This window comes from Bradyrhizobium sp. NP1 (assembly GCF_030378205.1).
Classification (GTDB): Bacteria; Pseudomonadota; Alphaproteobacteria; order Rhizobiales; family Xanthobacteraceae; genus Bradyrhizobium.
Map to the genome: position 1 here is coordinate 5,659,390 of NZ_CP127385.1, position 21,376 is coordinate 5,680,765.

The following is a 21,376-nucleotide window of genomic DNA, read 5'->3' on the forward strand; positions in this document are numbered from 1 at the left end:
TTTGCCCGACGTGTCAATTGTTTTGACGAAGCAAATTCGGCGGCGCTTGAGTCCCTTCCAACACCGCGCATCGCCCGGCACGAACGGGGAATTCAGGCTTTTCGTCGGCTCAAGATCGACCGGTCACTGTGAAGCGAAAAGTCTCATGTCCCCGTTGCGACGGCTCACAAGATCCCGAACCGCCTCTTCCGCTCGGCCGCCAGCGCAAGCTCCTTCAATTCCGCCTGCGCCAGCTTGCCGTTGGCGACAACACTCGCAAGGTGATCGCGCACCTTGCCGACGATGTTGATGGCGAGAAACAGTTTTTCGCGCGCCGCGACGTCGTCGATCGCGGTGCCGCGCCAAGCGGAGATATAGTTTGCCTCGAGGGTCGTAAAGGCTTCGGCCAATAGTTCGCTGTCCAGCAACTCCTGCGCGCGAACGCCGCGTGTCGCCGTCCCATTGAGGCTTGCCTCGTCAGTCATCATATCGCTCCGTCTGTTGTCCTGCTGCGCCTTGGTAGCTTTGATTTCGTCATGTTCCGTTATCGGCGTCGCGGTCAAGCGACGTCGTGGGCACGATGGATAGTCCGGCGATGCCCGCGAGTGGATGAAGATCAACGTTTTCGCGCCACTTCGAATACCGCAATCGGGTTGCGAAGCTGATCTGCGGCTCGGATGGCAATGGCCTTTCGATCGTCGTGCCGCCAGCGTGGCGCAACTCCCGATCATCGCGCCATCGCCGGCGCGCCAACATCAGGTTGAGGGATTCCCGTTGGCGGCTATTGTGGCGGGCTTTGCGGTTGAGTCTGCACCGGTTGAAGCGGCGTCGGCGGATCGTGCCGCGCAGCAGCACGAAATCGATTCACGCGGTCGCCTTTGCCCAAACCTTGTCGAACTCCACTTTTGATATGGTTTCTGGCTCGAACTCGATCGCGCGTTGCGGCAGCGTCGCCAGCGCGGTTGCGGCTCTCACAGGTTGGATGGATTCTCGCTTGCTGCATTCTCATAAAAGTTCTTGAAGGCAGCAACAGATCGAGGACACGCCCTGACGAGCCGCTCGAAGTGAGACGCTGCAGGAAGCGCCTCCTTTGCGGCTAGTCGTCCAGTTGAGCAGCCATCTCTAGCAGTACAGCCGCCAACTGCTTTGCCATCGTTTTCGTGAGTTCGACCGGGTCGCTCCCTTCAGCGGCTTTCAAGTAGATGCCTTCTTCCGGCTCAACCCAAACGCGGACGTCGCCATCAAGCAATTTGAAGACAGATGGATTGTGGCTTGCTTTGTTACCCATGGTTACTCTCCCTCTGTTGGAATGTGTCTGTCGCCATTCACCTCAATCCAATTTCCGCGGGAACGGAGGAAACGTCTCGAAATCCGGTTGATGGTCCGCCGACGCCGGAGAAGTCAGGCATGATGAACGACCATCAGGAATTTCCCAGCCGTTTCGGGTCCGAGACATACCAATGACCGTCTCGCCAAATTAGATCCAGGTCATCGGCGTAAGCCGTGTGGACCCCCAGCGAGTCCTCTCCGTCCATGAACTCGACCTCATAGGCGGGCGGGTCGGCCGCATGCACGATCAGGACGGTTCCCGTGGTGCCCACCGGGAGCGGAATCTCCGGCGTCGTTCGTTTCAGTCTAATGACGTCATATTCCTTTAGCATTGATCTAACTCCTTGGCAGCGCTGTGACGAGTCGTGGCACGCCATCCGGCCAGATGATCCAAGTCGTGCGAATCGGGATCGTGCGGCCGTTGGCTCCAGTCACGTTGATGATCTGATCGAATTTCGTTCCGTGTTGTGTGACATTGGTTTGGACCGCCTGAGATTCATCGAACACCAATTGTTTTGCAAGATCTGCAGCATTTTCCCGGTTGAAGCCGAGCGCTCGTCTGAACCAATTTGCCTTTGGGCCACCATCTGAGTGATCCGGATTGAGCAGATAGCGCTCCAGCTTGTCGGCCACACTGGCGGCGCTCTGTTCGGCGACACTGCGCGCATCGTTCGCACCCGGTAAAACTCCATCCGCTACGGCGGGAACCCCGGGAGGGACTTCAGACCGTGGAATGCCTTCACCTGCAACCGTCGGCGGCTTCACCTTGCCCGCAGATGCTAACCTGGCGGCACCAAGGCCACCCAGTACGCCGCCGAAGATCCGGAGAGGCAGCTCCAGAGACGTTCCCTCACCAAGTTGACCGCCAGCTTCGCTCCCCAAGCCCCCCAGCACAGCCGTTCCGGCTTTGACGGGCAAGCTTCCGGGCACCAGATAGGAAGCGGGGTTGCCGAGAAATTCCCCGACAGATGCACCGAATTTGCCCGGTCGGCTTTCTGGCCTGTGCAATGGTCGGGTTACATTCTTCTCAAGAATCTCCATCCCCTGCTCTGGGGTCGGCGCGTCCACGTCTTGCCCCATCTCAGCCTGCGTGGCGCGAGCCAACGCGCTCCCCGCATTATTCAGGCCAGAGACGATTCCGCGAGGGATGGACCTGAAGAAGTCATCGGCCCCCGCCATGAGGGCATTTTGGTAAGGCTTCGCGGGCTCTGTCGTTTGCAGGCCAAGCGTCGGTGGGCTGGATTGACTTGCTCCCGTGGTCGGCTGTTGCGTCTGACCTTGCGGTTGAAATTGCGCCGGCTGAGGCGATGTCGGTGCCGTCTGTGTCGGCGCCGCTTGTGCTTGTCCTTGCACCGGCTGCGTCACGCCATCGTCGCCGAACGGATCATGCTCCACGGGGACGAGCGAGACATTTTCAAACTCCGGCTGATGATCCACCGGCACCAGCGAAAAATCAGGCATGGTGGAGCACCAGCAGATATTTGCCGGGTCGGCTGGCGTCCGGCACGTAATGGTGGCCGTCTCTCGCCTTTCGTGCGCCCGGCGGATATGGACGCGGCGTCTTCTGCGCTTCGGTTGCGGCCTTCAGATGCGCATCAAGCAGCGCAATCTTGCCGTCGAGCCCTGCCCTGATCTTCGCAAGCTCGATCTCGGCCTGCAGCTTCACCTGCTGGTGCAGGGCATCGGCCTGCGCGCGCTCTTGCTCGAGCTGCGCTTTTTGCGCCGTTCTTGCCCGATCGATCTGCGCGCGCACCTGCACCGCCAGCAATTTGGGGTCGGGCGGCGGCGAAAGCGGCACTGGGGGCGGATGCAGCAACTGCCCGGTTTGCGGATTGATCGCGGTCGGATCATTGAAGAAGGGATCGGCGTTCTTGTGGCCCATGATCCGCGTCAGCTCGACCGCGGTGTTGTAGAGCTCGCGGTCGCTGACCATGTTGACCTTGCCGGCGGCCACCATCTGCTTCTGCACGTCGGCGATCGCCATCATCTGCGCGAACTGCTGCGCCTTGCCGCCGGAGCCGAGCGCGACATTGATCGTCATGTCGTCGCGCGTCTTCCAGTTGCGCGGGTCGACGTTGATCCACGAATTGCGCAGCCGCACGGTCTGAAGTTGCTGGCCGTGCTTGCGGATGGTGCCGTGCAGCAGCGCGAAGATGTCGCGCACGCCTTCGGCCAGGATGCGCGCGACCAGCTTGATGCGCATTTGGGAGGCCGAAAACACCTGCGCGACCGCGGTCGCCGACTGGTTTTGCAGCGCATTGGCATCGATACCCTGGCTTTGCTTCGAAAGCCCACTGCGGCTCTCGAGCTCGGCGTCGAGATATTGCAGCATCGGATAGATCGACGTGGTGATGTCGGGCACCACCTGCCAGTTCAGCCCGCCGGCGGTCTTGGTGCGCACCACCCCACCCGGCCGCGACACCAGAAGATCGTCGAGCGTGTTCGGCCCGGCATTCTGCTCGGCGACCTCCACGCGCGGATTGTTGTGGAGGTAGAGGTTGTCGAGCGCGCCACGCTTGAGCGCGGTCTTTTCCCGCTGCAACGGCATCACGAGATCGGCGATCGAGCGGCCGAAGAAGCGGTGCGTTATCGGCACTGGCGTCGTCGCGGCAAAGGGCATGGCGTCGAACGGCGTGATGCAATCCTTGCCGTTCTGGCGCAGGATCTCGCTTTGGTCGCCGCCGGTGATCACCTGGTAGAGGCAGGGCCGGCCGTTGCCCTCGTAATCCATCCGCACATAGTGCTCGGTGATGCGCACCAGCCGCGCGGCCGGGTTCGCCGCGTCCGAGCCAGTCGAGAAATGCTCATCCACGGTATCGCGGGCGAGCGTCTCGATCTCGGTGTTGCCGGTGTAGTCGGTCAGCGAACGGATCTGGGCGGCGTCAAAGCCCTCGTCGATCAACTGCGCCTCGGTCTTGGTGACGACCTCATGGAAGCAGTAGTTGCAGTCGCGAATGCTGCGCGCGCCGCGCTCGACGCCGAATTCCTCCGGCGGCACGCCCAGCACGCGCGCCTGCGCGAGCTTGCGCGTGGTGACGATGGTGACGTCGTGGGTGACAGGCGGCGGCGCAAGCGGAGCCGGCGCCTGCCGGGAAAGCAGGGGGATAACCATGTTCATTGAGCTCATTTGAAGGTGGCGGTGAGTGGTGGTCGCACAATGCGGGCCGCCCGCCGCAGCGGTCCGCCGGTCAGCAGCTACTGCTGCGGGTTGTTACGCAGATATTCCTGAATCATGCCCGGAAGGCCGCCAGCGGGTGGCGCGTCGGGATTTGCCGGATCGATCAGGCCGGCGTCGATCATCATGCCGAGAAGCCCGCTGGGTTTTTCCTGCGAAAGAGGAGCAACCGGAGGTGCGGAAGGAAGGAACGGCACCGGTGCGGCGCCGGAATTGAACACATCAGGCGAAGGCTGACTGCTGCTCGCACTGCCGAAGGCAGACTGCGGTGAAGCTGTCGGCCATGCCGTGGCAGGCGCGTTGCCCGTGAGCACGGCGATGCGGCGCGCGAGATCGGCCATCGGGTTCGCATTGCCAGGCGGCACGAACTGCGTCGACGATTGTCCGGTCGCTAGCGGGTTGGGAGTTGACGGACTCGGATAGTCATATTCCCAGACGTGGTTTCGGCTGGGGACACCAGCGGCAGCAGCGGAATCGCGAACAAAGACCTTGCTTGACGCGGGACCTCCGGGCAGGGCCGGAGAAGTGATCGTGCTTGCCCCCTCGCCGACCGACCTGGCGCCTCCCGACGAAAGGTCCGGGCTCTGCGTCGCTGGCACGATCGCGCCTGCGGCATCGACGGTCCAGTTCTCCGGATGCGAGAGAATATCCCTTACAAGCAGGCCCTCGAGATATGCGCCGTGACCGCCCCACGCACCAGCAAGAGCGCCTCCAAGTCCCGCGGCAAATCCGCCCGCAATTGCACCAGGCGGGCCTGCTATCGCTTCTCCTCCAACTATGCCTGCTGTCGTTCCCAGGATGCCTCCCCACGTTTTTCCAATTCCGACAAGACCGTCGTGAACAATATCATCGCGGAGAGGTGGATCGTATTGCGAAAGATACTTACCTACCTCATATTTACCGATCGATGCGAGCAGTTGCCCTAACAAACTATAGTTTGCCATTCTTCGTTCAATCCTGACACTTGAGCTAGACTAGGACGCAAACGAGACGGCCGTGCAGCAGAAATCTCTCGACAACGGAGCTGTAGGCTGTTTGAAGACTATGGCTCTCAACGTACTTGCAGTCATTTTTGGGTGTGGCCTCTGGTACCTATATCTCGGGCCTAGGGGAATCCTGATTGGTATTGCCGGGGTCTTTGTGTACTTCTCTGCTATCCTGTTTGTCCGCGTTTTTGGACGCACTGAAGAGAAGCACCAAAATATCCCTCCATCATAATCCTCGCGAATGCTGCGTGCGCCGCGCTCGACGCCGAACTCCTCCGGCGGCACGCCCAGCACGCGCGCCTGCGCGAGCTTGCGCGTGGTGACGATGGTGACGTCGTGGGTGACAGGCGGCGGCGCAAGCGGAGCCGGCGCCTGCCGGGAAAGCAGGGGGATAACCATGTTCATTGAGCTCATTTTGAAGGTGGCGGTGAGTGGTGGTCGCACAATGCGGGCCGCCCGCCGCAGCGGTCCGCCGGTCAGCAGCTAACGCTGCGGATTGTTACGCAGATATTCCTGAATCATGCCCGGAAGGCCGCCAGCGGGTGGCGCGTCGGGATTTGCCGGATCGATCAGGCCGGCGTCGATCATCATGCCGAGAAGCCCGCCGGGTTTTTCCTGCGAAAGAGGAGCAACCGGTGGTGCGGAAGGAAGGAACGGCACCGGTGCGGCGCCGGAATTGAACACATCAGGCGAAGGCTGACTGCTGCTCGCACTGCCGAAGGCAGACTGCGGTGAAGCTGTCGGCCATGCCGTGGCAGGCGCGTTGCCCGTGAGCACGGCGATACGGCGCGCGAGATCGGCCATGGGATTCGCATTGCCCGTCGGCACGAACTGCGTCGACGATTGGCTAGGCGCTTGCAGGTTGGGAACGGTCGGACTCGGATAGTCGTATTCCCAGACATTATTTCTGCTGGGAACGCCGGCCGCAGCCGCGGAGTCCCGGACCTGCGTCTTCGCCCAAGGCTGCGAGAAATCGTCTGACAATTCTAGCGGACCGTATCCCTGCGTCACGCCAACACCAGGTGTTCCGATGCCCACCCCAACACCAGGTGCGCTACCGCTTCCACCCAGGTTGAATTTAGCGGCCCCAGTTCCAAGGTTTCCTGAAACCGATGTCCCCGTCAGGAGCCCCTCGAGATCGGGCGTGTATCCAGCGGAAAGACCCAATCCGGGCGTGCCTCCGTAAAGCTGAGGATAGATCCTTCCGTGACTGTCGATGTACAGCCCACCTCCGATTCCCCAGAGCGAACCAAGAGTGCCTCCAAAGTACGTCCCTGATGTCATTAATGCTCCTCATTAGATTTCATCAAAGCCCGGTTGCAGTTTTCCTTGTAGGTTCTCCAGGACTTGAATGTAGAGAAAACGACTAGAATAAAACCAATAAGCAGAAAGCAGCCGAGGACGACGTTCTGCATAGAAAAGCAGCCGAGCGAAAAACACAGAAAGCTTACGCAAAAGCCCCACAGAGACTTCATATACTCCGCCTGCAACGGTAACGGCGTTGAAGGCATCAGCGCGTACACGGAAAAGGCGTAGCGCGCGTTCAAATCGTCCTGAAACTGGGGAGGAAACGAGTCTCGCACCGAATAGTAGACGATTTGGGATTTGACGGCTGACCAGATGAAAGCAATCACGCCGACAGCGAAAAAAAGGGCAGGCACTTCTCATCTCCTCGCAACGTTTGCGCAGCCGGTGACTGTAGCAGATGCACCCTGCCTGTTGGCACCGGCTCGCGGTCGAGCGAATAATTGTTGCGCATGTATTCCAGGATCATGCCGGGAAGGCCGCCAGCGGGCGGCGCGTCGGGATTGGCCAGATCGATCAGGCCGGCGTCGATCATCATGCCGAGAAGGCCACTGGGCTTTTCTTGCAAGGGAGGAGCAACCGGCGGTGCCGAGGGCAGAAACGGCACCGGCGCCGCGCCGGTAAGGGCTCGCGAGGAAGAGAATGCGCTCACGGGATATCTCGACGGGACTACTGATGCCCTCCGTCTCACTTCTGAAGATCACCTTGCAATCGAGAGCATCAGTGCTGCATGAAACAAGTTCGCCGCCGACTTGACCGGCGCGATAGCGGACAAACAGCAACCGGTCGCCATCCTGCGAAAGATAGGGATAAAGCAGCGTCGAGTCCTTGATGCCCAACATCCGGGGTTCATGTGTCCTGAAGTCGATCAGCAGAAGCCGAGCGCGATTGTCCGTGCCTGGAACCCGGAAGACTGTGTTGCGCGGCGAAGCGGCAAAGCCATCCGCAACGCCAACGTTGATGACCTCCGGCCCCCACAATGGGCCCATCGCGCGCCAGGCAATCAGAACTTGCGATGAGACTGACGAATATTCCTGCTCTGCGCGCGACGGACGACTCGATCTCTATTCGCCCGTTTTCATCGCGTCGAGAGCCGAACGTATTGAACGCCTTCGAGGCCGAATTGCGCGGCTCGACGTGTATCCTGCCAAACGACACGATCGGCAGCACAAGTCGCGCTGCCTGAAATCCGACGCCGTCAACCAGGACGTCGAAGATGCTCACAGCCTTCCAGCCATTCTTGCGATCATGATGTCTTGCGCTGAAAGACTTGCCGTTCGTTTGCCTACGCCGCCGCCAATGGATGCGGCCTGCGAAGACTTTCGCGGCGCGACGGCTCGGACGTCGGTCTTGCTGCCGCGTCGATCAGGCATGAAATAAACGCTCGGCGTCCGGCAGGAAAGCTTGGGGTTCTATGTCTGACACTTCGAACGAACGATAGAACAAAACGAAAACATCGTCAATCGCCTCTCCATCGCTGGCGAAGCGCAAGCGTGCCGAAGGCGCGCGTCCGAAATCCGTCAGCTCGTCGCTTCCGGCTTGTCAGGGCCATTTTCCAGCGCCTCAGCCATATTGTGCACGGTGTGCGCGACGATCTTCATGGCGCCGCCGGATTCCGCGACTGCCTGCGCGATCAGCGCGAACTGGTCGTCGGTGAGGTCGTAGTAGGTCTCGCTGCTCTCCTCCTCCCGCTCCTCCCACCACACTTTCACGATGCCGACCTTGGACAGCAGCGCGTCCTTGATGAAGGAGTAGAGCACCATGAAGCCTCCGTTCTGCTGCATGAAGACGTGATTGACGTAATCGGTCTCCTGTTGGGCCGCGGCCTCGTCCTCTGGCCCGACCGGTTCGAAGCGGACCACTTCATCTGATCCCGCAAAGATATCCATCAGATGCGGCATCAACCCTTCGATAGTGTCGGCGACGTCGGTCGAGACCGCGCGCGAGCGGCCGTCCTGCGCCGGCATGTCCTTGCGCATGTCGCCGAGATAATAGTCCATGGCGTCGGCGCGCTCCTCGGCGAGCCGCGCGGCCGACATTGCCGCGAGCGCATTGGCCTTCTCGGAAGCGAGCATGGCCTTGAGGTCAGAGGTAGACATTTTGGGCATGAAATTCTCAATATGTTGGGCCTCGAGTCCTTGCGGCACGCGCGGCGTAAAACCGAGGTCTCGGGCGTTCGAATTGACAAGGGCGACGAGACGACGGCGCGCCGGCCGCCCTGCTCTCGTCACTAATCAAGGTAAGGCCTGACCACGCGATCGGACCAATCCTGGGCGTCCTTGCGGAAAGCTTCGGATCGGTCGTCGACGCCGAAGATCGGCGGCCCCACGGGATAGTTCGGTATCGGCTGGCCGCTGAAGAGGCCAAGCGGCCGCGCCGGCTGTGGTAATGATGTGGTCATGTACGGCGCAAGTGGCGCGCCGGCGTCAGCCGAAGAAGGCCCGCTTCCGGCGCGACCGCCATACGAACCAAAGCGATCGGGAAAGAAGGGATTGTTGGGCGCAACAAACGGCGCGGCCGGAGCAGCCCTATCGAATACGGATGCCTCCGGTCTGCCGGCGAGCGGCGCTGCTGCCGCCTCGGTGTCAACCGCGGACGCCTGCGGTTGGCCGGCGTCCAATCGCCTTCGATATTCAAGATAGGCATCGTTGAGCGAAAGTGGCCCCGCAAGCGGCATCGACATGGGCGCGACGGGAACGCCTGGGTCAGACTTGCCCATGACGCGGCCGCGCAGGTAGCGCGTCGTATTGGCGTCCGCTGAGCTTGATTGCTGATACGCATTCGCGCCGATCGAATTGGTAGCTACAGCGCTCGGTGATCCGCTGGACACACTCCGTTCCTTTCGAGGCGCGACCGGATTCGGTGGCGGAAAAAACGGATCGGGGTTCGGATCCACGTATATGATATTGTGGTCTTCGGTAGTCGGCGCGATGCTATCGGGTAACCTTATCCTTTGATCTCTCTTGTCGTCCTCGTTGTTCCACATCGCTTCGACGTCGTCGCTCGTTCTGTTCTTGAACGTACTTGCGAACTCGTTCAAATCGCGCACGGCACTTTCCAAAATTCCTGTCGGGTCGTTGACTACCCCTTTCAAACTGGTGACTGCACCGATGAAGCTCTGGAGCTCAGATGTCAGATCCACCGAGTCCTTTTTCACACTGTCGGGATAATAAGATGCCGGCCCGTTCAGGATGTTGTTCAGCTCCTTGCCGATGATGGCGTAGATGCGTGCGCGATCTGTCTCGGTGATCGTCGGAGCGTTCGGCGGAAGCAGGGGCGATTGCTGTATGACACCGTTTTCGTTGGACATATTGTAATGCTTTCTTCACATGCTCGTCGCTGCGCGGAATTGCGCCGCCTAGCGCAAGTCGGACAATTGAAGATATAGAACGCCAAACCGCTCGTTGCGGACGAATTCGTTGCGTCTGCGCTCCCTGCCGCGATACATCGGCACGCGCAAAACACCCGGCGTGGCCTTTAGATTGTGGTTGTCGCATCGTCGGAAAAGCAGCAACCGGGTGGGCCACTGACCTCCACCTTGACCCACTCGTCCTGCGGCAACCTGGGTCTCAGGGAGAGAAGCAATCCAGTCCGCGCGGACGTTATTTCACATCTCTGGTCGTATATGCAGGTATCGACCCTTCCCGTATCGGTCTTACCGTTCGCGTCGATGGCATAGGTCACGATATAGTCGCCCGCGACCGCCGCACTCACCGACAGAAGGAACAGGATGATTGCAGCTCCGACCGTGAGCATGGAAGACACCAGACGCTTGTCGAAGGTCAATGTCGGAATCTTCTCTGCAATCTCCATGTAGCGCTTACCGCAGGTCGGAAAATTCGAAATAAAGCACACCAAACCGCTCGTTGCGGACGAACTCGTTTCCTTTGCGCAACCTGCCTTGATAGATCGGCACACGCATGAGACCAGGCGTTACCTTCACCTGAATTGTTCTCTTTGCGTCGGCGGAGTAGCAACAGTTCGGCGGTCCCACGACAAAAAGATCAAGCCAGGCCTCGTCTTGGCGAGCGAATTTAAGAGACATCGACAAAATCAAGCCAGCCGCACTTACGTCGCATGGCTTTGCGTATCGGCAGCTATTGATCTTGCCCGTATCGATCTTGCCGTCGGCGTCGATGGCGTAGGTCACGACGTAGTCGCCCGCAGCCGCGCAAGACATCGAGAGCAGGAGCGCAAGAAGCACCGCTCCGATTACACGCAAAAGCCGTAGGCGCGCGTCGCATCTCAGCGACGGCTGTTTCTCAATCGTCGCCATATTTCGTTACCTAAGTCTCTTTCTGGAAAACACGGTCGGGCCGGAGATGGAATTTCAGATAGAGCCGGCCCACATGCTCGTTCTGAATAAATTCGAGTCCTTTGGCTTCCTCGCCGACGAAGAGCCGTAGCCGCAGGAGTTCTTGTTGAGGTTGGACACTCAGCCTGCGAACGGCACCTTCAAAAAGGCAGCAATTCGCTTCACCATCCATATTCAGGTCAGCCTGCGCTCGGTTGTTGAGCAACCAGACGCCCAGCTTCAGCTTCAGTGTTTTGACGCTTATCGTGCATCGTCGGCCAAACTGGCACACTGCAGAACCCGTGTCCTCGGCACCTCGCAGCCCGATCGCGTAGTCGATGCTGTAATCTTCGGCGAGGGCCGGCGCACTCATCAAAAAAAGTGGCGATAACCGCTACTGCTGCAAACTTCATCACGTCTCGTCCCCTCGCGATTTTTCTGCCGCAACAGTCGTTTTCCGACACATACGGCCGACTAGCGCAAGTTGGAAAATTGAAGATATAGAACGCCAAACCGCTCGTTGCGGACGAATTCGTTGCGCCTGCGCTCCCTGCCGCGATACATCGGGACGCGGCGCAAGCCCGGCTTGGTTTCCAAATGAATCGTTTCGGCTGCATCGCTGGAATAGCAGCAGCCCGTGGGCCCCTCCATTTCCAGATCAATCGACGCATGGTCTGGTCGGATGAAGGTCAGGGAAATCGATAGCCCGATCGCGTGCGACTCGATATGACATGTCTCAGTGTACGTACAGCTATCGACCCTTCCCGTATCGGTCTTGCCGTTGGCGTCGATCGCATAGGTCACGACATAGTCGCCCGCGGCTGCAGCGGTCGTGCACAAAGATCCCAACAGGAGCGCGATGCCGACAGCGCCGATTGACCGCGCAAGCCACGCGCTCAAATCATGTCGACAGACCATGCATTCCCCGGATCGCTGACGCACGAATGTCCATACTGGAACAAAACGGGAACTCTGTCAAGCCTTGGATCGCGCATTGATTTCTTTAGAAATACTGGATAACATCTATTTCTGGAGAAATAGCATGCCCGCAAAGCCGAAACCTCGTCCCGCCGTGGTCCAGGAAGGCGCGGTGCTGACCAAGGCCACCATCCGCGCCGCCGACAAGCTCGACGTCTCGCAGAAGGTGCTCGCCTCCGTCATCGGCGTCTCCGAGGCGGTGGTCTCACGAATGCGCAGCGGGTCCTTTGTGCTGGAGCGCGGCGGCGGCAAAGCGTTCGAGCTCGCCGCGCTGTTCATCCGCCTCTACCGCTCGCTGGATGCGATCGTGGGCGGCGACGAGAGTGTCGCGCGCGCCTGGCTGAAGAACGAGAACACCGTGCTGCAAAGCCGGCCGATCGAGCTGATCCAGAAGGTGCAGGGCCTGCTCGACGTCATCCACTATCTCGACTCCAGGCGCGCACCGATCTGAGATCTGCCGCGCGCCATCGTTCCCTCTCCCGCCGTCGCACCGGCACAGAGCCAACAGCCGACGCCATGCCCGGAAAAGAAGACAGGCGGCGCATGCCGTTCGCCGCCGCCGACCTCGAAGCGAGCGCCGTGAAGCTCAACGAAAGATGCTGGCGCGTCGTCGAGGCGCAGCACCGCATCTCGACCATGAAGCTCACGGACACGCTGGCCGAGCAGCGCGTGCTGGAGGATCTGATCGAGGAAACCAAGCCGCCGTTCCCGCGCGACTGTGCCGAGCTCGATTTCCTGCTCGCGACCCCGTTTCGTTATAGTTCGACCAACCCGCATGGCTCGCGCTTTCGGCGGCCCTTCGCAGTGGAGGGCGTGTTCTACGCGTCCGAGGATCCGGAGACCGCGATCGCCGAAACCGCGTTTCATCGCTTGCTGTTTTACGCAGAGTCGCCGGATACGCCGTGGCCGGCCAACGCCGGCGAGTTTAGCGCGTTTGCGTGCTCGTTCCGCTCGGGCCGCGCCAGCGACATCACGCAAAAGCCCTTCTCCGAGGACCGGCGGCTCTATCACCGCACGGACTATTCGACCTCGCAGGTCTTTGCTGATCTGGCGCGCACCGTGGGCTTCGACGTGATCCGCTACCGATCGGTGCGCGATCCGGAAAGACGCAGCAATCTCGCGCTGCTCGGCCCGAAGGTGTTTTCCAGGCGCACGCCGGTCGCGCGCATGTCGTGGAAGCTCTATCTCGACAGCAGCGGCGCGCGCGCCTTGTGCGAGGCCCCCCGCCTGTCGATCGAATATGGCCGCCGCGCCTTTGCGGCCGATCGGCGGATCGCGAAGCTGAAGTGGGATCGGTAGCGGCGGCCGTCGTCTTGTCCAAGACCCTTGGAGGATCGAAGCGGCAATGCGGCTTCGCAGGGTTGGTGCCACCCCAAGCTGTCATGACCGAACAGTGCGAAGCCAGCGGTTGAACCAATCCTGCCCGTCGTCCGCACTTGATGTGGAGCTATCCGAAAAACCCCAGACCGATGGAGGCAAGGGAAAATCCGGCATCGGCTGGCCGCTGACGAGGCCCGCCAGACGGTTCGTTTGAGAGGGCGGCGCCTCCAGTTGGCTCGGAATCTCCGCTGACCCGACGCTGCCGCCGTTGCGTGGCGCGATACGGCTGCTCAAGACACGAATGCGATTGGCATCAACAACGGTCGGACTTCGGGGATCGAAACCCGCCATCGCGGCCAGCCGGCCGAGAAGGCCGCCTGAGAAATCCGGTTCATCGGAAGGCACAAGCGTTGCTGGTAGCGCGTTCGCGTCCATCGCCAACGCCGGCGATTGATTGGCGTCCAGCCTCCTCCGATATTCGAGATAGGCATCCTTGAGGGAAAGCGGTCCCTGGGAGGGCACCGGCGCTGGAGCTGCCGGCGCGCCGGCGGCAAACGCCGACCCCTGCGATTGGCTGTAGGTTCTTCGGCCCAGGCGTCGCACCGGCAGATCGTCGGCGACCGTTGGGGGATCGAAGCTGGACGCGCCAAATGCATCGACCGCCGCGGGCGATGGCGTTGAAGTAGCCGCACAGGCGCCTTACTCGTCCAAGGAATCCGAGCTATGGCATTCGGAGCACCCCACGCCAGCGGGCCCGACGGTTCTCTAGGCAGATCACCGGGCGCAGCATTCACTGTTTGTGTTGAACCCACGATATCCTCCAAGTGAAATAGTCATCAAAAAAATTCTGAATTGTCTCGCCGTACATCAGATAGATGATCGCGATGAACAAAATCAAAGCGACCAGGAACGCCAAGCCCTTTCCAAATTTTCCCGGGATGAGCCAAGCAATCAGGTCTGCGATGCGATCCAATATCCAGGTGATTAGCGGGTCCATGGCATCATCTGACCTGATGTTTCTGGCAGAATGTCCGCGTCTGACGTTGCCAGCCGACCCTGGATAAGCCCAATGTAGTCAGTCATGCTTGATCTTCCGTGTTATGATCAGATTGCGTTGACGGTCCAAGCAGCCGTCGGCAACGGGTGATTTCAAGCCGTCGATCCAATAATCAAACTCTCGATCGTCGAACCAAAAGCATTGATAAACGATACCGCTGGTGTACTTGATGAGGATCTTGCTCGGATCACCTGTATGGCGCACATCCGTACGGAGCAGAGTTAGTGCCTCCAAGCTCACTCCTGTCCAATGGCAGATCTTCACATTTTGAAGCTCGATAGCCTCGTGCCGCACACCGCAAAATGCGCCACCTGGCGGGTCAAAATAGCGACTATATGCTGCGGCGCTGACGAGACATGCCGCAAGAAGCGAGAAGGCAATCAACGCCCTTCGTAGCAACTTGTACATAAGGCTAGATCTCCACATTTTCGGAGGATACGGCCAACCGCACTCCCTGCCGCGCTTTTCAACGATACCATCGACCGGCGGTCGCAACGCAGGATGATTTTTTGAACTTCGAAATTTGTCCGCCAGCGTAGTTGAAATCAACTCCGCCATGAGGGATGGACGACGGAGGATGCCTTCCCACCTTTTCTCCAGCGCCATAAGCTCCCGCCGGACCGGTAATATGAGGCGACACGTCCTTGATAGGCGGCAGCACGCGCCGCATGACGTCTTCCCATGACATGATTGATCTCCGTTGTTCTTTCCGTGTGAAAAGCGGCTGCGGCGCCACGGTCAATTCCCTCGCCGCCGCCCATTGCTCAACCTGTGGCTGATCAGCTATTGAAACCTGCCGTCGCCGTCGATGAGGGGGCTCTCGCCTACACCCACCCCCGATCCGCATAGTCGATCCGCCGGTTGAAGCCGGCCGTCCGCGCCGGCTGCTCGTAGCAGATCGCCATCAGCCCCAGCGCGTCGGCGGCGTGCGAGGACCAGTCGTGCTCGGGGCCGAGGCCGACATTGCGTACGTCGTCCTTCTTCTCGTGATAGAAGCCGAGCGCGTCGCGGCCGGCTTCCGTCGCCTGTTCGTTGAACCAGAGCTGCGGCGCAAGACGCCGCAGCGCCTCGATCCGCATCATCGCCGCCCCCCTGCCCTGGTTCTTCACCGGCGGCTCGACGGTGAAGCCGGCCTCGCGCAGATGATCCTCATAGCGCTTGCCGGTGATGTTGTTGGTGGCGATGCCGTCATGCGGCAGATAGAGGATCGCGTTCTGATAGCCGCGCGAGCGCAGCCAGTTGACATGGAACGCCAGCACCTGGCCGACGGCTTCATAGTAGTCCAGCACGCGGATCTCAGCGCCGACCCACTGCACGATCCAGATCACGAAGGCGTCGGCGCTCGCGCCCGCGCCGCCGATATCGATGAAGGCGCGCAAGGGAAGCAGCGGATCGGCGGAAACCTTGCCGATGCGGCCCTGCGCCTGCGCCTCCGCGAGCAGGCCTGCGAAATACGCCCCCTCGAACGCACGCACGTAATCGCCCTCCCAGATATGGTCGTAGCGGTCGGGATAAAGTCTCTGGTCGAGCTTGCGCTCCTCCTCGAGCACATCGGGAAACCAGGGATTGTCACGCCAGCTCGCATTCACCACGATCGCGCCGTCGGGCTTGCGCGCGCGCAGGAAATCGTCAATCGCGTCCGACTTGCGCCGGGGATTCCAGCTCGCCCACAACTCGGAGCCGGCGGCGCGAATGGTCGGGCGCAACAGCGCCAGGCTTCGCGCGCTCAAGGTCTGCGCCTCGTCGATCCAGGCGACGCGAAAGCCTTCCAGCGACTTGATCGATTCCGAGGTGTGGTCCTGCATCCCGCGGAAAATGATCAGGCCGTCGCCGGGCGTCTCGATCTTGTCGTTGAAGACGCGAAAGCGGTGGCCAAGGCCGAGCGTGGCGATCTTGCTTTCGATCAGCCGTTTTGAGGATTGCGCCAGCGTGCGCTGCGCCTCGCGGATGCAGACCGCGAGCGTGCCGCGCTCGGCCTGGCAGGTCTCCACCAGAAGTTCGCCGAAAAAATGCGATTTTCCAGAGCCGCGGCCGCCGAACGCGCCTTTGTAGCGGGCGGATGTAAGCAGCGGCTCGAACACTTTTGCGGTCGGGATTTTCAGGGTCGACAAGGGCGTGTCACTTTCAAAGATGCGCGATAAAGCGATCAGGCGATCACGCGGTATTTGCATCATGCCTCCAGGAACGCCTTGGCCCATCGCCGGCGAAACGCATCCAGATCGTCATCGGGCGATGCGGCAGCCGGCGTCGCGCTTGCCAAAGGCGAGGCAGCCTGAAAGCGTTCGTCGAACGTGGCGGGACCACTGGGCGGCGCAATCGGATTTTGCGGAACGAACGGCACCGCTGGCGCTCCGAGATCGAACACGGTCGCGCCGCGTCTGTCCCCGATGCGCGCACCCAGACGCCGCACCGGCTTGCTGTCGTCGGTCGCGTCGGGCGACGTCGGTCCATCCGGAGGCGGGACGGGCGATTGCGTCCCATAAAGCGGGCGCGATGACGTGGCCGAACCTGGCACAAATTGTCCGCCGGTGCCGAATGGGCCGGAGTCGGTCGGCGCGTTCGCGTTGCTGCCGGGGCCTGAGGCCTGCGGAGCCGCTTGACCGCGCGCAGCATAGGTCAACCTCGGAAGCTGGGTTGCCCAACCGCCCTTATTGAAGGGACCGAAACCATCGAAGTTTGCCGTTACGTCAGCGGCCGCTGGGCCCAGCGCATTCGACGATGTAAGGCCCGCGGCACGTTGGTATTGCTGAAATGCTTGCAGGAAAGAAAGCGAAGGTGTTCGAGAAGCATTGCCAGAACTAGCTACCAAGGAGGGGTCGAAAGGATGCCCCTCAGCCCGTCCGGTCTCCGGAGTTCTATGGTTGGCGTCGAAATCAAACTCGTATCCGCCGAAACGTTTCATGTATTCGGTGACCAGGGTCTTGTTTCCATCTCGCGGTACAGAAGCGCCATTCGAGTCCAGGAATCTTTTTACATCCCCGCTACCAACCAGATGCGCCCCGGCCAGCATTCCGGACATCGTCACCGGTATTCCGCCAACCGTTTGCCCCACGTAGTGCTTGTAATTCCGCAGATAGTCCCAATTCTTCCTTGTGAAATTCCGGAACGCTATATCCTGAGCTTGCTGACTGTTCTTGAATGCCTCCAACGAATTGACACCCAGCGATTGGGCGTAGCTTGTCCAATTTCCGTTCCTGTCTAGAAATCCGGCATCGATCAGGGCAGGTTTTCCCATCTGATATGCCCCGGCATAGCCGCCCCGGTTGACGGCCCTGTAGTCTCCGCTGGACTCGCGCTCCCGGATGGCGGCGGCATAAGCTTCGAAATTGCGGCTGGTTGACTGGCTCACTATGTGATGTTCCTCTCATTTCACTACTTCCAATCGTTCCCGTCCCAAATCCATTCCTCGGAAGGACCCCTCTTGTTACAAAAGAAGAGACCGGTTACGCCGCCATGATCCTGGGACGAAAACGCAAATTCAAAAGCCGCAACGCTGATTTTGTGTAAGAGGCGGTCGCCCTTGAGAAGGATCGCAAACGACACTTCGCGCGTGTCTGCATCGACGAACCGCACGACAACGGTCGACGTGCCATTCGCATTCCGGTGGACGATCCAGCCCTTCGGTACCTCGCGTTCTCGCAGTTCGAACGCAAGGTCTTGCTGATACTCGCGCGGGAGCGACTTCGTTGACCAGGGAGCTTGAACAGCGCCTCTTTCAGATGACAGTGCCTCCCTGCACATCTGATGAACTTCCTCGGTGGCAACTTCCGCAGAAGCGCTAGAAACGACGTACGAGATCGAGAACAGCACCAGCACAGCGCGCAAGATATTCATCTCTTCTCCATCCGTTTTCCGCGAGAACGGCGATATCCCCGTTCACTTTTGACATTTTCGTCTAAGGATCGCTAAATTCGCTCAAGATCACAACGAACACTTTTGCGGTCGGGATTTTCAGGGTGGACAAGGGTCGAGCTCGCAATTTCACTTTCGAGGACGCGCGATCAGGCGATCACGTGGTATTTGCATCATGCCTCCAGGAACGCCTTGGCCCATCGCCGGCGAAACGCATCCAGATCGTCGTCGGGCGATGCGGCAGCCGGCGTCGCGCTTGCCAAAGGCGAGGCAGCCTGAAAGCGTTCGTCGAACGTGGCGGGACCACTGGGCGGCGCAATCGGATTTTGCGGAACGAACGGCACCGCTGGCGCTCCGAGATCGAACACGGTCGCGCCGCGTCTGTCCCCGATGCGCGCACCCAGACGCCGCACCGGCTTGCTGTCGTCGGTCGCGTCGAGCGACGTCGGTCCATCCGGAGGCGGGACGGGCGATTGCGTCCCATAAAGCGGCCGCGATGACGTGGCCGAACCCGGTACGAATTGTCCGCCGGTGCCGAATGGGCCGAGGACATTGGCCCCCATCGGGGCGGGATTGAGAGGATTGTATCCGGGGTCGGGCGCACCAGGCTGGCGGGGCAGCAGACTGCTCGGAGGCGAGGCAGGATGATTCGTGGAGTTCAGCGGATCATTGCCGTAGAGCTTTTCCCAATAGGCGCGATTTGAATCATAGAGATTCCACGCTTGCCCATAATCGCGAAGATGAAATTCTCGCATGATCCGATCAGCGTACGCCTCCGGCTTGTTTAGTTCGCTATTGAAGAACCCGCTGGCAATTCCTCGTCCCGTCAGTCCTGCCGCTTGTTTTGTTGCTTGTCTCTGTACCTCCCTCATGAGATTTTCAAGAATTAGCTGCCACATCGACGACCTCCGTTAAGAGCCAAGGTAGAACGCGCATCCGCACGGGACGGTTTTCCGGTTGATTTGGAAAATGCGCACACATAGGAATTTTCGCAAAACACCGCAGAGCGGGGTCCTACAACGCGCAGGCCTAGAATCTTCGCGATTGAGCTGCTCTGCTACGGTGTGCGTCATCCGAACCGAAGTTCGTCGGAGACACAGCTTTCATCCTCCGCGAACTTGCGACGGAGAATAGAGGCCGAAATACACGCGCGGTCAGAAGAAATGAAGAGTTATCACTAGGCAGACGACACAGAGGACAAGCCCCATCTGGCCGGCAGCAGCAGACTCTATTTCCACGCGTCCACGTTCGTCGCGCCTGTAACCAAACCAATTGAATTGTCTATCGTGGCCGTCAAAAGGCTCGACATGTATCTTTCCAAACGAAATCAGCGGCAGGATCAGACGCATGATGCCACATCCGACCGTACTGACAAAAAAATCCACAATCGGCATAGTCTGCCTGCAAGTTCGATCGATAAAGACTAGAGAAAGCGGCTCAGCAGGGCCACAATAACAAAAACCGCCACGCAAGCGATGAACCCAATCCATCCCGCAACGATCGCCTTTATTTCTATCCACTGCCGCGCATCGCGTCTGTAACCAAGCCAGTTGATGCCGTCTGCGCCGGAATTCAAAGGCGCGACATATACCTTGCCGAAGGAAAGCAACGGCAGCAGCAGCCGGGCCACCGCGTAACCCGCCGCGTAGATCAGGGCTTCAACTATCGAGACCAGCGCAAGCGCGATCCACATGGGATATCCAGCTATAGTGTAGGAGAAAGCATTGGTTTCCGGGAGTCAGATCACCGCACGAAGTGCAGGGCTATCGCAAGACAGATGAAACAGATGAGCACCCCGATCCCGCCGGCGTGAGTCGCTTGAACCTCTATTCGTCCATTTCCATCCCGCCTGAAACCGAGCCAGTTGAATTCCCTGAAAGGGACTGCGACCGGGGCGGCATACACGCCTCCAAATGAGACAAGCCACAGGACAAGCCTTCCGACCCTGTACGCAAGCATGAGCAACCGGCCTCCAAGCTCTAGCCAAAAAAATTGATCAGGAAATCGATGACCACGACACGAACTCCCTGGCAATCCACGTCACCGCACGAAATGCAGGACTATCGCAAGACAGATGAAAAAGAAGATCAGCCCAATTCCGCCGGCGAGAGTCGATTCGACTTCTATTCGTCCATTTCCGTCTCGTCTGTAGCAGAACCAATTGAATTCACTATGAGGGACATCGATAGATGCCGCACGCACGCTTCCGAATGAGACAAGCCGCAGGACGCATTCCCCCACCTGGAACGCCAACCCACCCCAGAACATGTCCAGGATGATTTTCAGGATGGCAGTCAGGAAATCGATGACCATGACGGGAAGCAAAAATGAAAACGTTTCACGCGGTTGAACTTGTTACCAACATGCCTACGAACGAGCCGTTCAACCAGCAGGCGAGCCAACCTATCATGGAACATAACAGGAACAAAATCAAGAGCCAGTGACAGTGCGTGCGGCAGAACACCTCAGGCGTCGCTCTCCGAATTCCCGGGATACACGATCACGCGCTCGATGCGGTGGATGAGCTCGAGCGCACCATCGTCGCCGTTTTCGAGGCTTTGCGCGGCCTTACCCCAGCCGCGATCGAGAATCGCGTTCGCCGCCGTGACGCGCGCCGCGGGCGTGGCGTCCTTGTTGCGCATGATGCCGACGAGGACGTTGATGGCTGTCCTCGTATGACTGCGCGCGATGGAACGGATTTCGGTAATGGTGTTCGTCGGCATGAGCGGATATTCCGGAGCGTGTCGCGGCCAGCGCCGCGATCAGGTGTTCGAACAGGCTCGCTCATGAAAGCACCTCGCACATCACGATGGTGACGAGGCCGGCGAGCGCGAGCGAGATCAGGAAGGCGGTCATCAACGTCCCCAAAAAAAATTCGCGGCAGATCGCGGACGACGCGATCGTTTCGGGCGCGAACCCGTATCCCCTGAAAATGCGGGGGCCGCGTGCGGCAGCGGCTGAAAGGGCCGCGCCGCGGGCCAGGCGCGTTCGCGCGCGCCGGCCAAATCGTTGCATTCGGTTCGGCGTATGCGCCGGCATTGGAGCCAGGCCGTTCATGCGGACAGAATGCAATTTGGAAGAAGAGGTTCGGACGGCGGCGC

General features: G+C 59.9%; 31 protein-coding genes. 3 read left to right on the forward strand and 28 right to left on the reverse strand.

The window, feature by feature from the left end:
- Positions 1-164: 164 nt before the first annotated feature.
- From QOU61_RS27460 to QOU61_RS27500, 10 genes are all read right to left on the reverse strand, one after another.
- Positions 165-542 carry a hypothetical protein gene (locus QOU61_RS27460; RefSeq protein WP_289654341.1) on the reverse strand — a complete coding sequence of 126 codons (378 nt, stop codon included), beginning with the start codon at positions 540-542 and terminating at the stop codon, positions 165-167.
- Entirely contained in the window at positions 514-834 is a 321-nt protein-coding gene (locus QOU61_RS27465) for a hypothetical protein (RefSeq protein ID WP_289654342.1), read from the reverse strand. The genes QOU61_RS27460 and QOU61_RS27465 overlap by 29 nt, the downstream gene beginning before the upstream one ends.
- 241 nt (positions 835-1,075) lie before the next feature.
- Positions 1,076-1,267: a hypothetical protein gene (locus tag QOU61_RS27470; RefSeq protein WP_289654343.1), complete on the reverse strand. Its 192-nt coding sequence runs from the start codon at positions 1,265-1,267 to the stop codon at positions 1,076-1,078.
- 133 nt (positions 1,268-1,400) lie between these two features.
- Positions 1,401-1,685: a DUF4926 domain-containing protein gene (locus QOU61_RS37275; RefSeq protein ID WP_354142476.1), complete on the reverse strand. Its 285-nt coding sequence runs from the start codon at positions 1,683-1,685 to the stop codon at positions 1,401-1,403.
- On the reverse strand, positions 1,645-2,769 hold the full coding sequence (locus QOU61_RS27475) for a DUF6883 domain-containing protein (protein WP_289654344.1): 1,125 nt from the start codon (positions 2,767-2,769) through the stop codon (positions 1,645-1,647). Before QOU61_RS27475 ends, QOU61_RS37275 begins: the two co-directional genes overlap by 41 nt.
- Positions 2,762-4,420 (reverse strand): portal protein, encoded by a 1,659-nt coding sequence (locus QOU61_RS27480; protein ID WP_289654345.1) that lies wholly within the window; start codon positions 4,418-4,420, stop codon positions 2,762-2,764. Before QOU61_RS27480 ends, QOU61_RS27475 begins: the two co-directional genes overlap by 8 nt.
- A gap of 83 nt (positions 4,421-4,503) precedes the next feature.
- Entirely contained in the window at positions 4,504-5,427 is a 924-nt protein-coding gene (locus QOU61_RS27485; protein ID WP_289654346.1) for a hypothetical protein, read from the reverse strand.
- A 525-nt stretch (positions 5,428-5,952) separates the two neighbouring features.
- The gene (locus QOU61_RS27490) at positions 5,953-6,453 is read right to left on the reverse strand and encodes a hypothetical protein (RefSeq protein ID WP_289654347.1); all 501 of its coding nucleotides are present in this window, start codon (positions 6,451-6,453) and stop codon (positions 5,953-5,955) included.
- 299 nt (positions 6,454-6,752) lie between these two features.
- Entirely contained in the window at positions 6,753-7,130 is a 378-nt protein-coding gene (locus QOU61_RS27495; protein WP_289654348.1) for a hypothetical protein, read from the reverse strand.
- Positions 7,100-7,312, reverse strand: a complete 213-nt coding sequence (locus tag QOU61_RS27500) for a hypothetical protein (protein ID WP_289654349.1) — start codon at positions 7,310-7,312, stop codon at positions 7,100-7,102. The genes QOU61_RS27495 and QOU61_RS27500 overlap by 31 nt, the downstream gene beginning before the upstream one ends.
- A 380-nt stretch (positions 7,313-7,692) precedes the next feature.
- On the opposite strand from QOU61_RS27500, the gene QOU61_RS27505 reads away from it, so the two are divergent.
- On the forward strand, positions 7,693-8,154 hold the full coding sequence (locus QOU61_RS27505) for a hypothetical protein (protein WP_289654350.1): 462 nt from the start codon (positions 7,693-7,695) through the stop codon (positions 8,152-8,154).
- Positions 8,155-8,294: 140 nt separating this feature from the next.
- On the opposite strand, the gene QOU61_RS27510 is transcribed toward QOU61_RS27505, so the two are convergent.
- From QOU61_RS27510 to QOU61_RS27535, 6 genes are all read right to left on the reverse strand, one after another.
- Complete coding sequence (locus QOU61_RS27510) at positions 8,295-8,882, reverse strand: portal protein (protein WP_289654351.1); 588 nt, start codon at positions 8,880-8,882, stop codon at positions 8,295-8,297.
- Positions 8,883-9,004: 122 nt separating this feature from the next.
- Positions 9,005-10,084 carry a hypothetical protein gene (locus tag QOU61_RS27515; protein WP_289654352.1) on the reverse strand — a complete coding sequence of 360 codons (1,080 nt, stop codon included), beginning with the start codon at positions 10,082-10,084 and terminating at the stop codon, positions 9,005-9,007.
- 167 nt (positions 10,085-10,251) lie between these two features.
- Positions 10,252-10,587, reverse strand: a complete 336-nt coding sequence (locus QOU61_RS27520) for a hypothetical protein (protein ID WP_289654353.1) — start codon at positions 10,585-10,587, stop codon at positions 10,252-10,254.
- 7 nt (positions 10,588-10,594) lie between these two features.
- Positions 10,595-11,050, reverse strand: a complete 456-nt coding sequence (locus QOU61_RS27525; RefSeq protein ID WP_289654354.1) for a hypothetical protein — start codon at positions 11,048-11,050, stop codon at positions 10,595-10,597.
- 10 nt (positions 11,051-11,060) lie between these two features.
- Complete coding sequence (locus QOU61_RS27530) at positions 11,061-11,441, reverse strand: hypothetical protein (protein ID WP_289654355.1); 381 nt, start codon at positions 11,439-11,441, stop codon at positions 11,061-11,063.
- Positions 11,442-11,542: 101 nt separating this feature from the next.
- Positions 11,543-11,872, reverse strand: a complete 330-nt coding sequence (locus QOU61_RS27535) for a hypothetical protein (protein WP_289654356.1) — start codon at positions 11,870-11,872, stop codon at positions 11,543-11,545.
- 238 nt (positions 11,873-12,110) lie between these two features.
- Between QOU61_RS27535 and QOU61_RS27540 the strand changes: the two genes are divergently transcribed.
- Together QOU61_RS27540 and QOU61_RS27545 are read left to right on the forward strand one after the other, a co-directional pair.
- Positions 12,111-12,497 carry an MbcA/ParS/Xre antitoxin family protein gene (locus QOU61_RS27540; RefSeq protein ID WP_289654357.1) on the forward strand — a complete coding sequence of 129 codons (387 nt, stop codon included), beginning with the start codon at positions 12,111-12,113 and terminating at the stop codon, positions 12,495-12,497.
- A gap of 92 nt (positions 12,498-12,589) precedes the next feature.
- Positions 12,590-13,345, forward strand: a complete 756-nt coding sequence (locus QOU61_RS27545; RefSeq protein WP_289654358.1) for an RES family NAD+ phosphorylase — start codon at positions 12,590-12,592, stop codon at positions 13,343-13,345.
- 81 nt (positions 13,346-13,426) lie between these two features.
- Here QOU61_RS27545 and QOU61_RS27550 read toward each other — a convergent pair whose 3' ends face one another.
- The 12 genes from QOU61_RS27550 to QOU61_RS27605 form a co-directional block, all read right to left on the reverse strand.
- Complete coding sequence (locus QOU61_RS27550) at positions 13,427-13,969, reverse strand: hypothetical protein (RefSeq protein ID WP_289654359.1); 543 nt, start codon at positions 13,967-13,969, stop codon at positions 13,427-13,429.
- Positions 13,970-14,156: 187 nt separating this feature from the next.
- Positions 14,157-14,363: a hypothetical protein gene (locus QOU61_RS27555; RefSeq protein ID WP_289654360.1), complete on the reverse strand. Its 207-nt coding sequence runs from the start codon at positions 14,361-14,363 to the stop codon at positions 14,157-14,159.
- 78 nt (positions 14,364-14,441) lie between these two features.
- Entirely contained in the window at positions 14,442-15,029 is a 588-nt protein-coding gene (locus QOU61_RS27560; RefSeq protein ID WP_289654361.1) for a hypothetical protein, read from the reverse strand.
- Positions 15,030-15,247: 218 nt separating this feature from the next.
- The gene (locus tag QOU61_RS27565; RefSeq protein WP_289654362.1) at positions 15,248-16,534 is read right to left on the reverse strand and encodes a PBSX family phage terminase large subunit; all 1,287 of its coding nucleotides are present in this window, start codon (positions 16,532-16,534) and stop codon (positions 15,248-15,250) included.
- 59 nt (positions 16,535-16,593) lie between these two features.
- Positions 16,594-17,772 carry a hypothetical protein gene (locus QOU61_RS27570; protein ID WP_289654363.1) on the reverse strand — a complete coding sequence of 393 codons (1,179 nt, stop codon included), beginning with the start codon at positions 17,770-17,772 and terminating at the stop codon, positions 16,594-16,596.
- A gap of 23 nt (positions 17,773-17,795) precedes the next feature.
- Complete coding sequence (locus QOU61_RS27575; protein WP_289654364.1) at positions 17,796-18,257, reverse strand: hypothetical protein; 462 nt, start codon at positions 18,255-18,257, stop codon at positions 17,796-17,798.
- A 191-nt stretch (positions 18,258-18,448) separates the two neighbouring features.
- Positions 18,449-19,174: a hypothetical protein gene (locus QOU61_RS27580; protein WP_289654365.1), complete on the reverse strand. Its 726-nt coding sequence runs from the start codon at positions 19,172-19,174 to the stop codon at positions 18,449-18,451.
- A 255-nt stretch (positions 19,175-19,429) separates the two neighbouring features.
- Positions 19,430-19,624: a hypothetical protein gene (locus QOU61_RS27585; RefSeq protein WP_289654366.1), complete on the reverse strand. Its 195-nt coding sequence runs from the start codon at positions 19,622-19,624 to the stop codon at positions 19,430-19,432.
- A gap of 74 nt (positions 19,625-19,698) precedes the next feature.
- Entirely contained in the window at positions 19,699-19,968 is a 270-nt protein-coding gene (locus QOU61_RS27590) for a hypothetical protein (protein ID WP_289654367.1), read from the reverse strand.
- Between the two features lie 347 nt (positions 19,969-20,315).
- Positions 20,316-20,588, reverse strand: a complete 273-nt coding sequence (locus tag QOU61_RS27595) for a hypothetical protein (RefSeq protein WP_289654368.1) — start codon at positions 20,586-20,588, stop codon at positions 20,316-20,318.
- A gap of 152 nt (positions 20,589-20,740) precedes the next feature.
- Positions 20,741-20,998 carry a hypothetical protein gene (locus QOU61_RS27600; protein ID WP_289654369.1) on the reverse strand — a complete coding sequence of 86 codons (258 nt, stop codon included), beginning with the start codon at positions 20,996-20,998 and terminating at the stop codon, positions 20,741-20,743.
- Between the two features lie 61 nt (positions 20,999-21,059).
- The gene (locus QOU61_RS27605; RefSeq protein ID WP_289654370.1) at positions 21,060-21,314 is read right to left on the reverse strand and encodes a hypothetical protein; all 255 of its coding nucleotides are present in this window, start codon (positions 21,312-21,314) and stop codon (positions 21,060-21,062) included.
- Positions 21,315-21,376: the final 62 nt, after the last annotated feature.

Excerpts from the sequence above, each read along its gene's own strand:
- QOU61_RS27520 (WP_289654353.1), bottom strand. The coding sequence starts at position 10,587 with ATGGAGATTGCAGAGAAGATTCCGACATTGACCTTCGACAAGCGTCTG.
- QOU61_RS27500 (WP_289654349.1), bottom strand. The coding sequence starts at position 7,312 with ATGATGATCGACGCCGGCCTGATCGATCTGGCCAATCCCGACGCGCCG.
- QOU61_RS27545 (WP_289654358.1), top strand. The coding sequence starts at position 12,590 with ATGCCGTTCGCCGCCGCCGACCTCGAAGCGAGCGCCGTGAAGCTCAAC.
- QOU61_RS27600 (WP_289654369.1), bottom strand. The coding sequence starts at position 20,998 with ATGCCGACGAACACCATTACCGAAATCCGTTCCATCGCGCGCAGTCAT.
- QOU61_RS27485 (WP_289654346.1), bottom strand. The coding sequence starts at position 5,427 with ATGGCAAACTATAGTTTGTTAGGGCAACTGCTCGCATCGATCGGTAAA.
- QOU61_RS27555 (WP_289654360.1), bottom strand. The coding sequence starts at position 14,363 with ATGGACCCGCTAATCACCTGGATATTGGATCGCATCGCAGACCTGATT.
- QOU61_RS27530 (WP_289654355.1), bottom strand. The coding sequence starts at position 11,441 with ATGAGTGCGCCGGCCCTCGCCGAAGATTACAGCATCGACTACGCGATC.
- QOU61_RS27590 (WP_289654367.1), bottom strand. The coding sequence starts at position 19,968 with ATGTGGATCGCGCTTGCGCTGGTCTCGATAGTTGAAGCCCTGATCTAC.
- QOU61_RS27585 (WP_289654366.1), bottom strand. The coding sequence starts at position 19,624 with ATGCGTCTGATCCTGCCGCTGATTTCGTTTGGAAAGATACATGTCGAG.
- QOU61_RS27575 (WP_289654364.1), bottom strand. The coding sequence starts at position 18,257 with ATGAATATCTTGCGCGCTGTGCTGGTGCTGTTCTCGATCTCGTACGTC.
- QOU61_RS27595 (WP_289654368.1), bottom strand. The coding sequence starts at position 20,588 with ATGGTCATCGATTTCCTGACTGCCATCCTGAAAATCATCCTGGACATG.
- QOU61_RS27560 (WP_289654361.1), bottom strand. The coding sequence starts at position 15,029 with ATGGCGCTGGAGAAAAGGTGGGAAGGCATCCTCCGTCGTCCATCCCTC.
- QOU61_RS27525 (WP_289654354.1), bottom strand. The coding sequence starts at position 11,050 with ATGGCGACGATTGAGAAACAGCCGTCGCTGAGATGCGACGCGCGCCTA.
- QOU61_RS27480 (WP_289654345.1), bottom strand. The coding sequence starts at position 4,420 with ATGGTTATCCCCCTGCTTTCCCGGCAGGCGCCGGCTCCGCTTGCGCCG.
- QOU61_RS27475 (WP_289654344.1), bottom strand. The coding sequence starts at position 2,769 with ATGCCTGATTTTTCGCTGGTGCCGGTGGATCATCAGCCGGAGTTTGAA.
- QOU61_RS27470 (WP_289654343.1), bottom strand. The coding sequence starts at position 1,267 with ATGGGTAACAAAGCAAGCCACAATCCATCTGTCTTCAAATTGCTTGAT.
- QOU61_RS27580 (WP_289654365.1), bottom strand. The coding sequence starts at position 19,174 with ATGTGGCAGCTAATTCTTGAAAATCTCATGAGGGAGGTACAGAGACAA.
- QOU61_RS27515 (WP_289654352.1), bottom strand. The coding sequence starts at position 10,084 with ATGTCCAACGAAAACGGTGTCATACAGCAATCGCCCCTGCTTCCGCCG.
- QOU61_RS27540 (WP_289654357.1), top strand. The coding sequence starts at position 12,111 with ATGCCCGCAAAGCCGAAACCTCGTCCCGCCGTGGTCCAGGAAGGCGCG.
- QOU61_RS27605 (WP_289654370.1), bottom strand. The coding sequence starts at position 21,314 with ATGCCGGCGCATACGCCGAACCGAATGCAACGATTTGGCCGGCGCGCG.
- QOU61_RS27510 (WP_289654351.1), bottom strand. The coding sequence starts at position 8,882 with ATGCCCAAAATGTCTACCTCTGACCTCAAGGCCATGCTCGCTTCCGAG.
- QOU61_RS37275 (WP_354142476.1), bottom strand. The coding sequence starts at position 1,685 with ATGGCGTGCCACGACTCGTCACAGCGCTGCCAAGGAGTTAGATCAATG.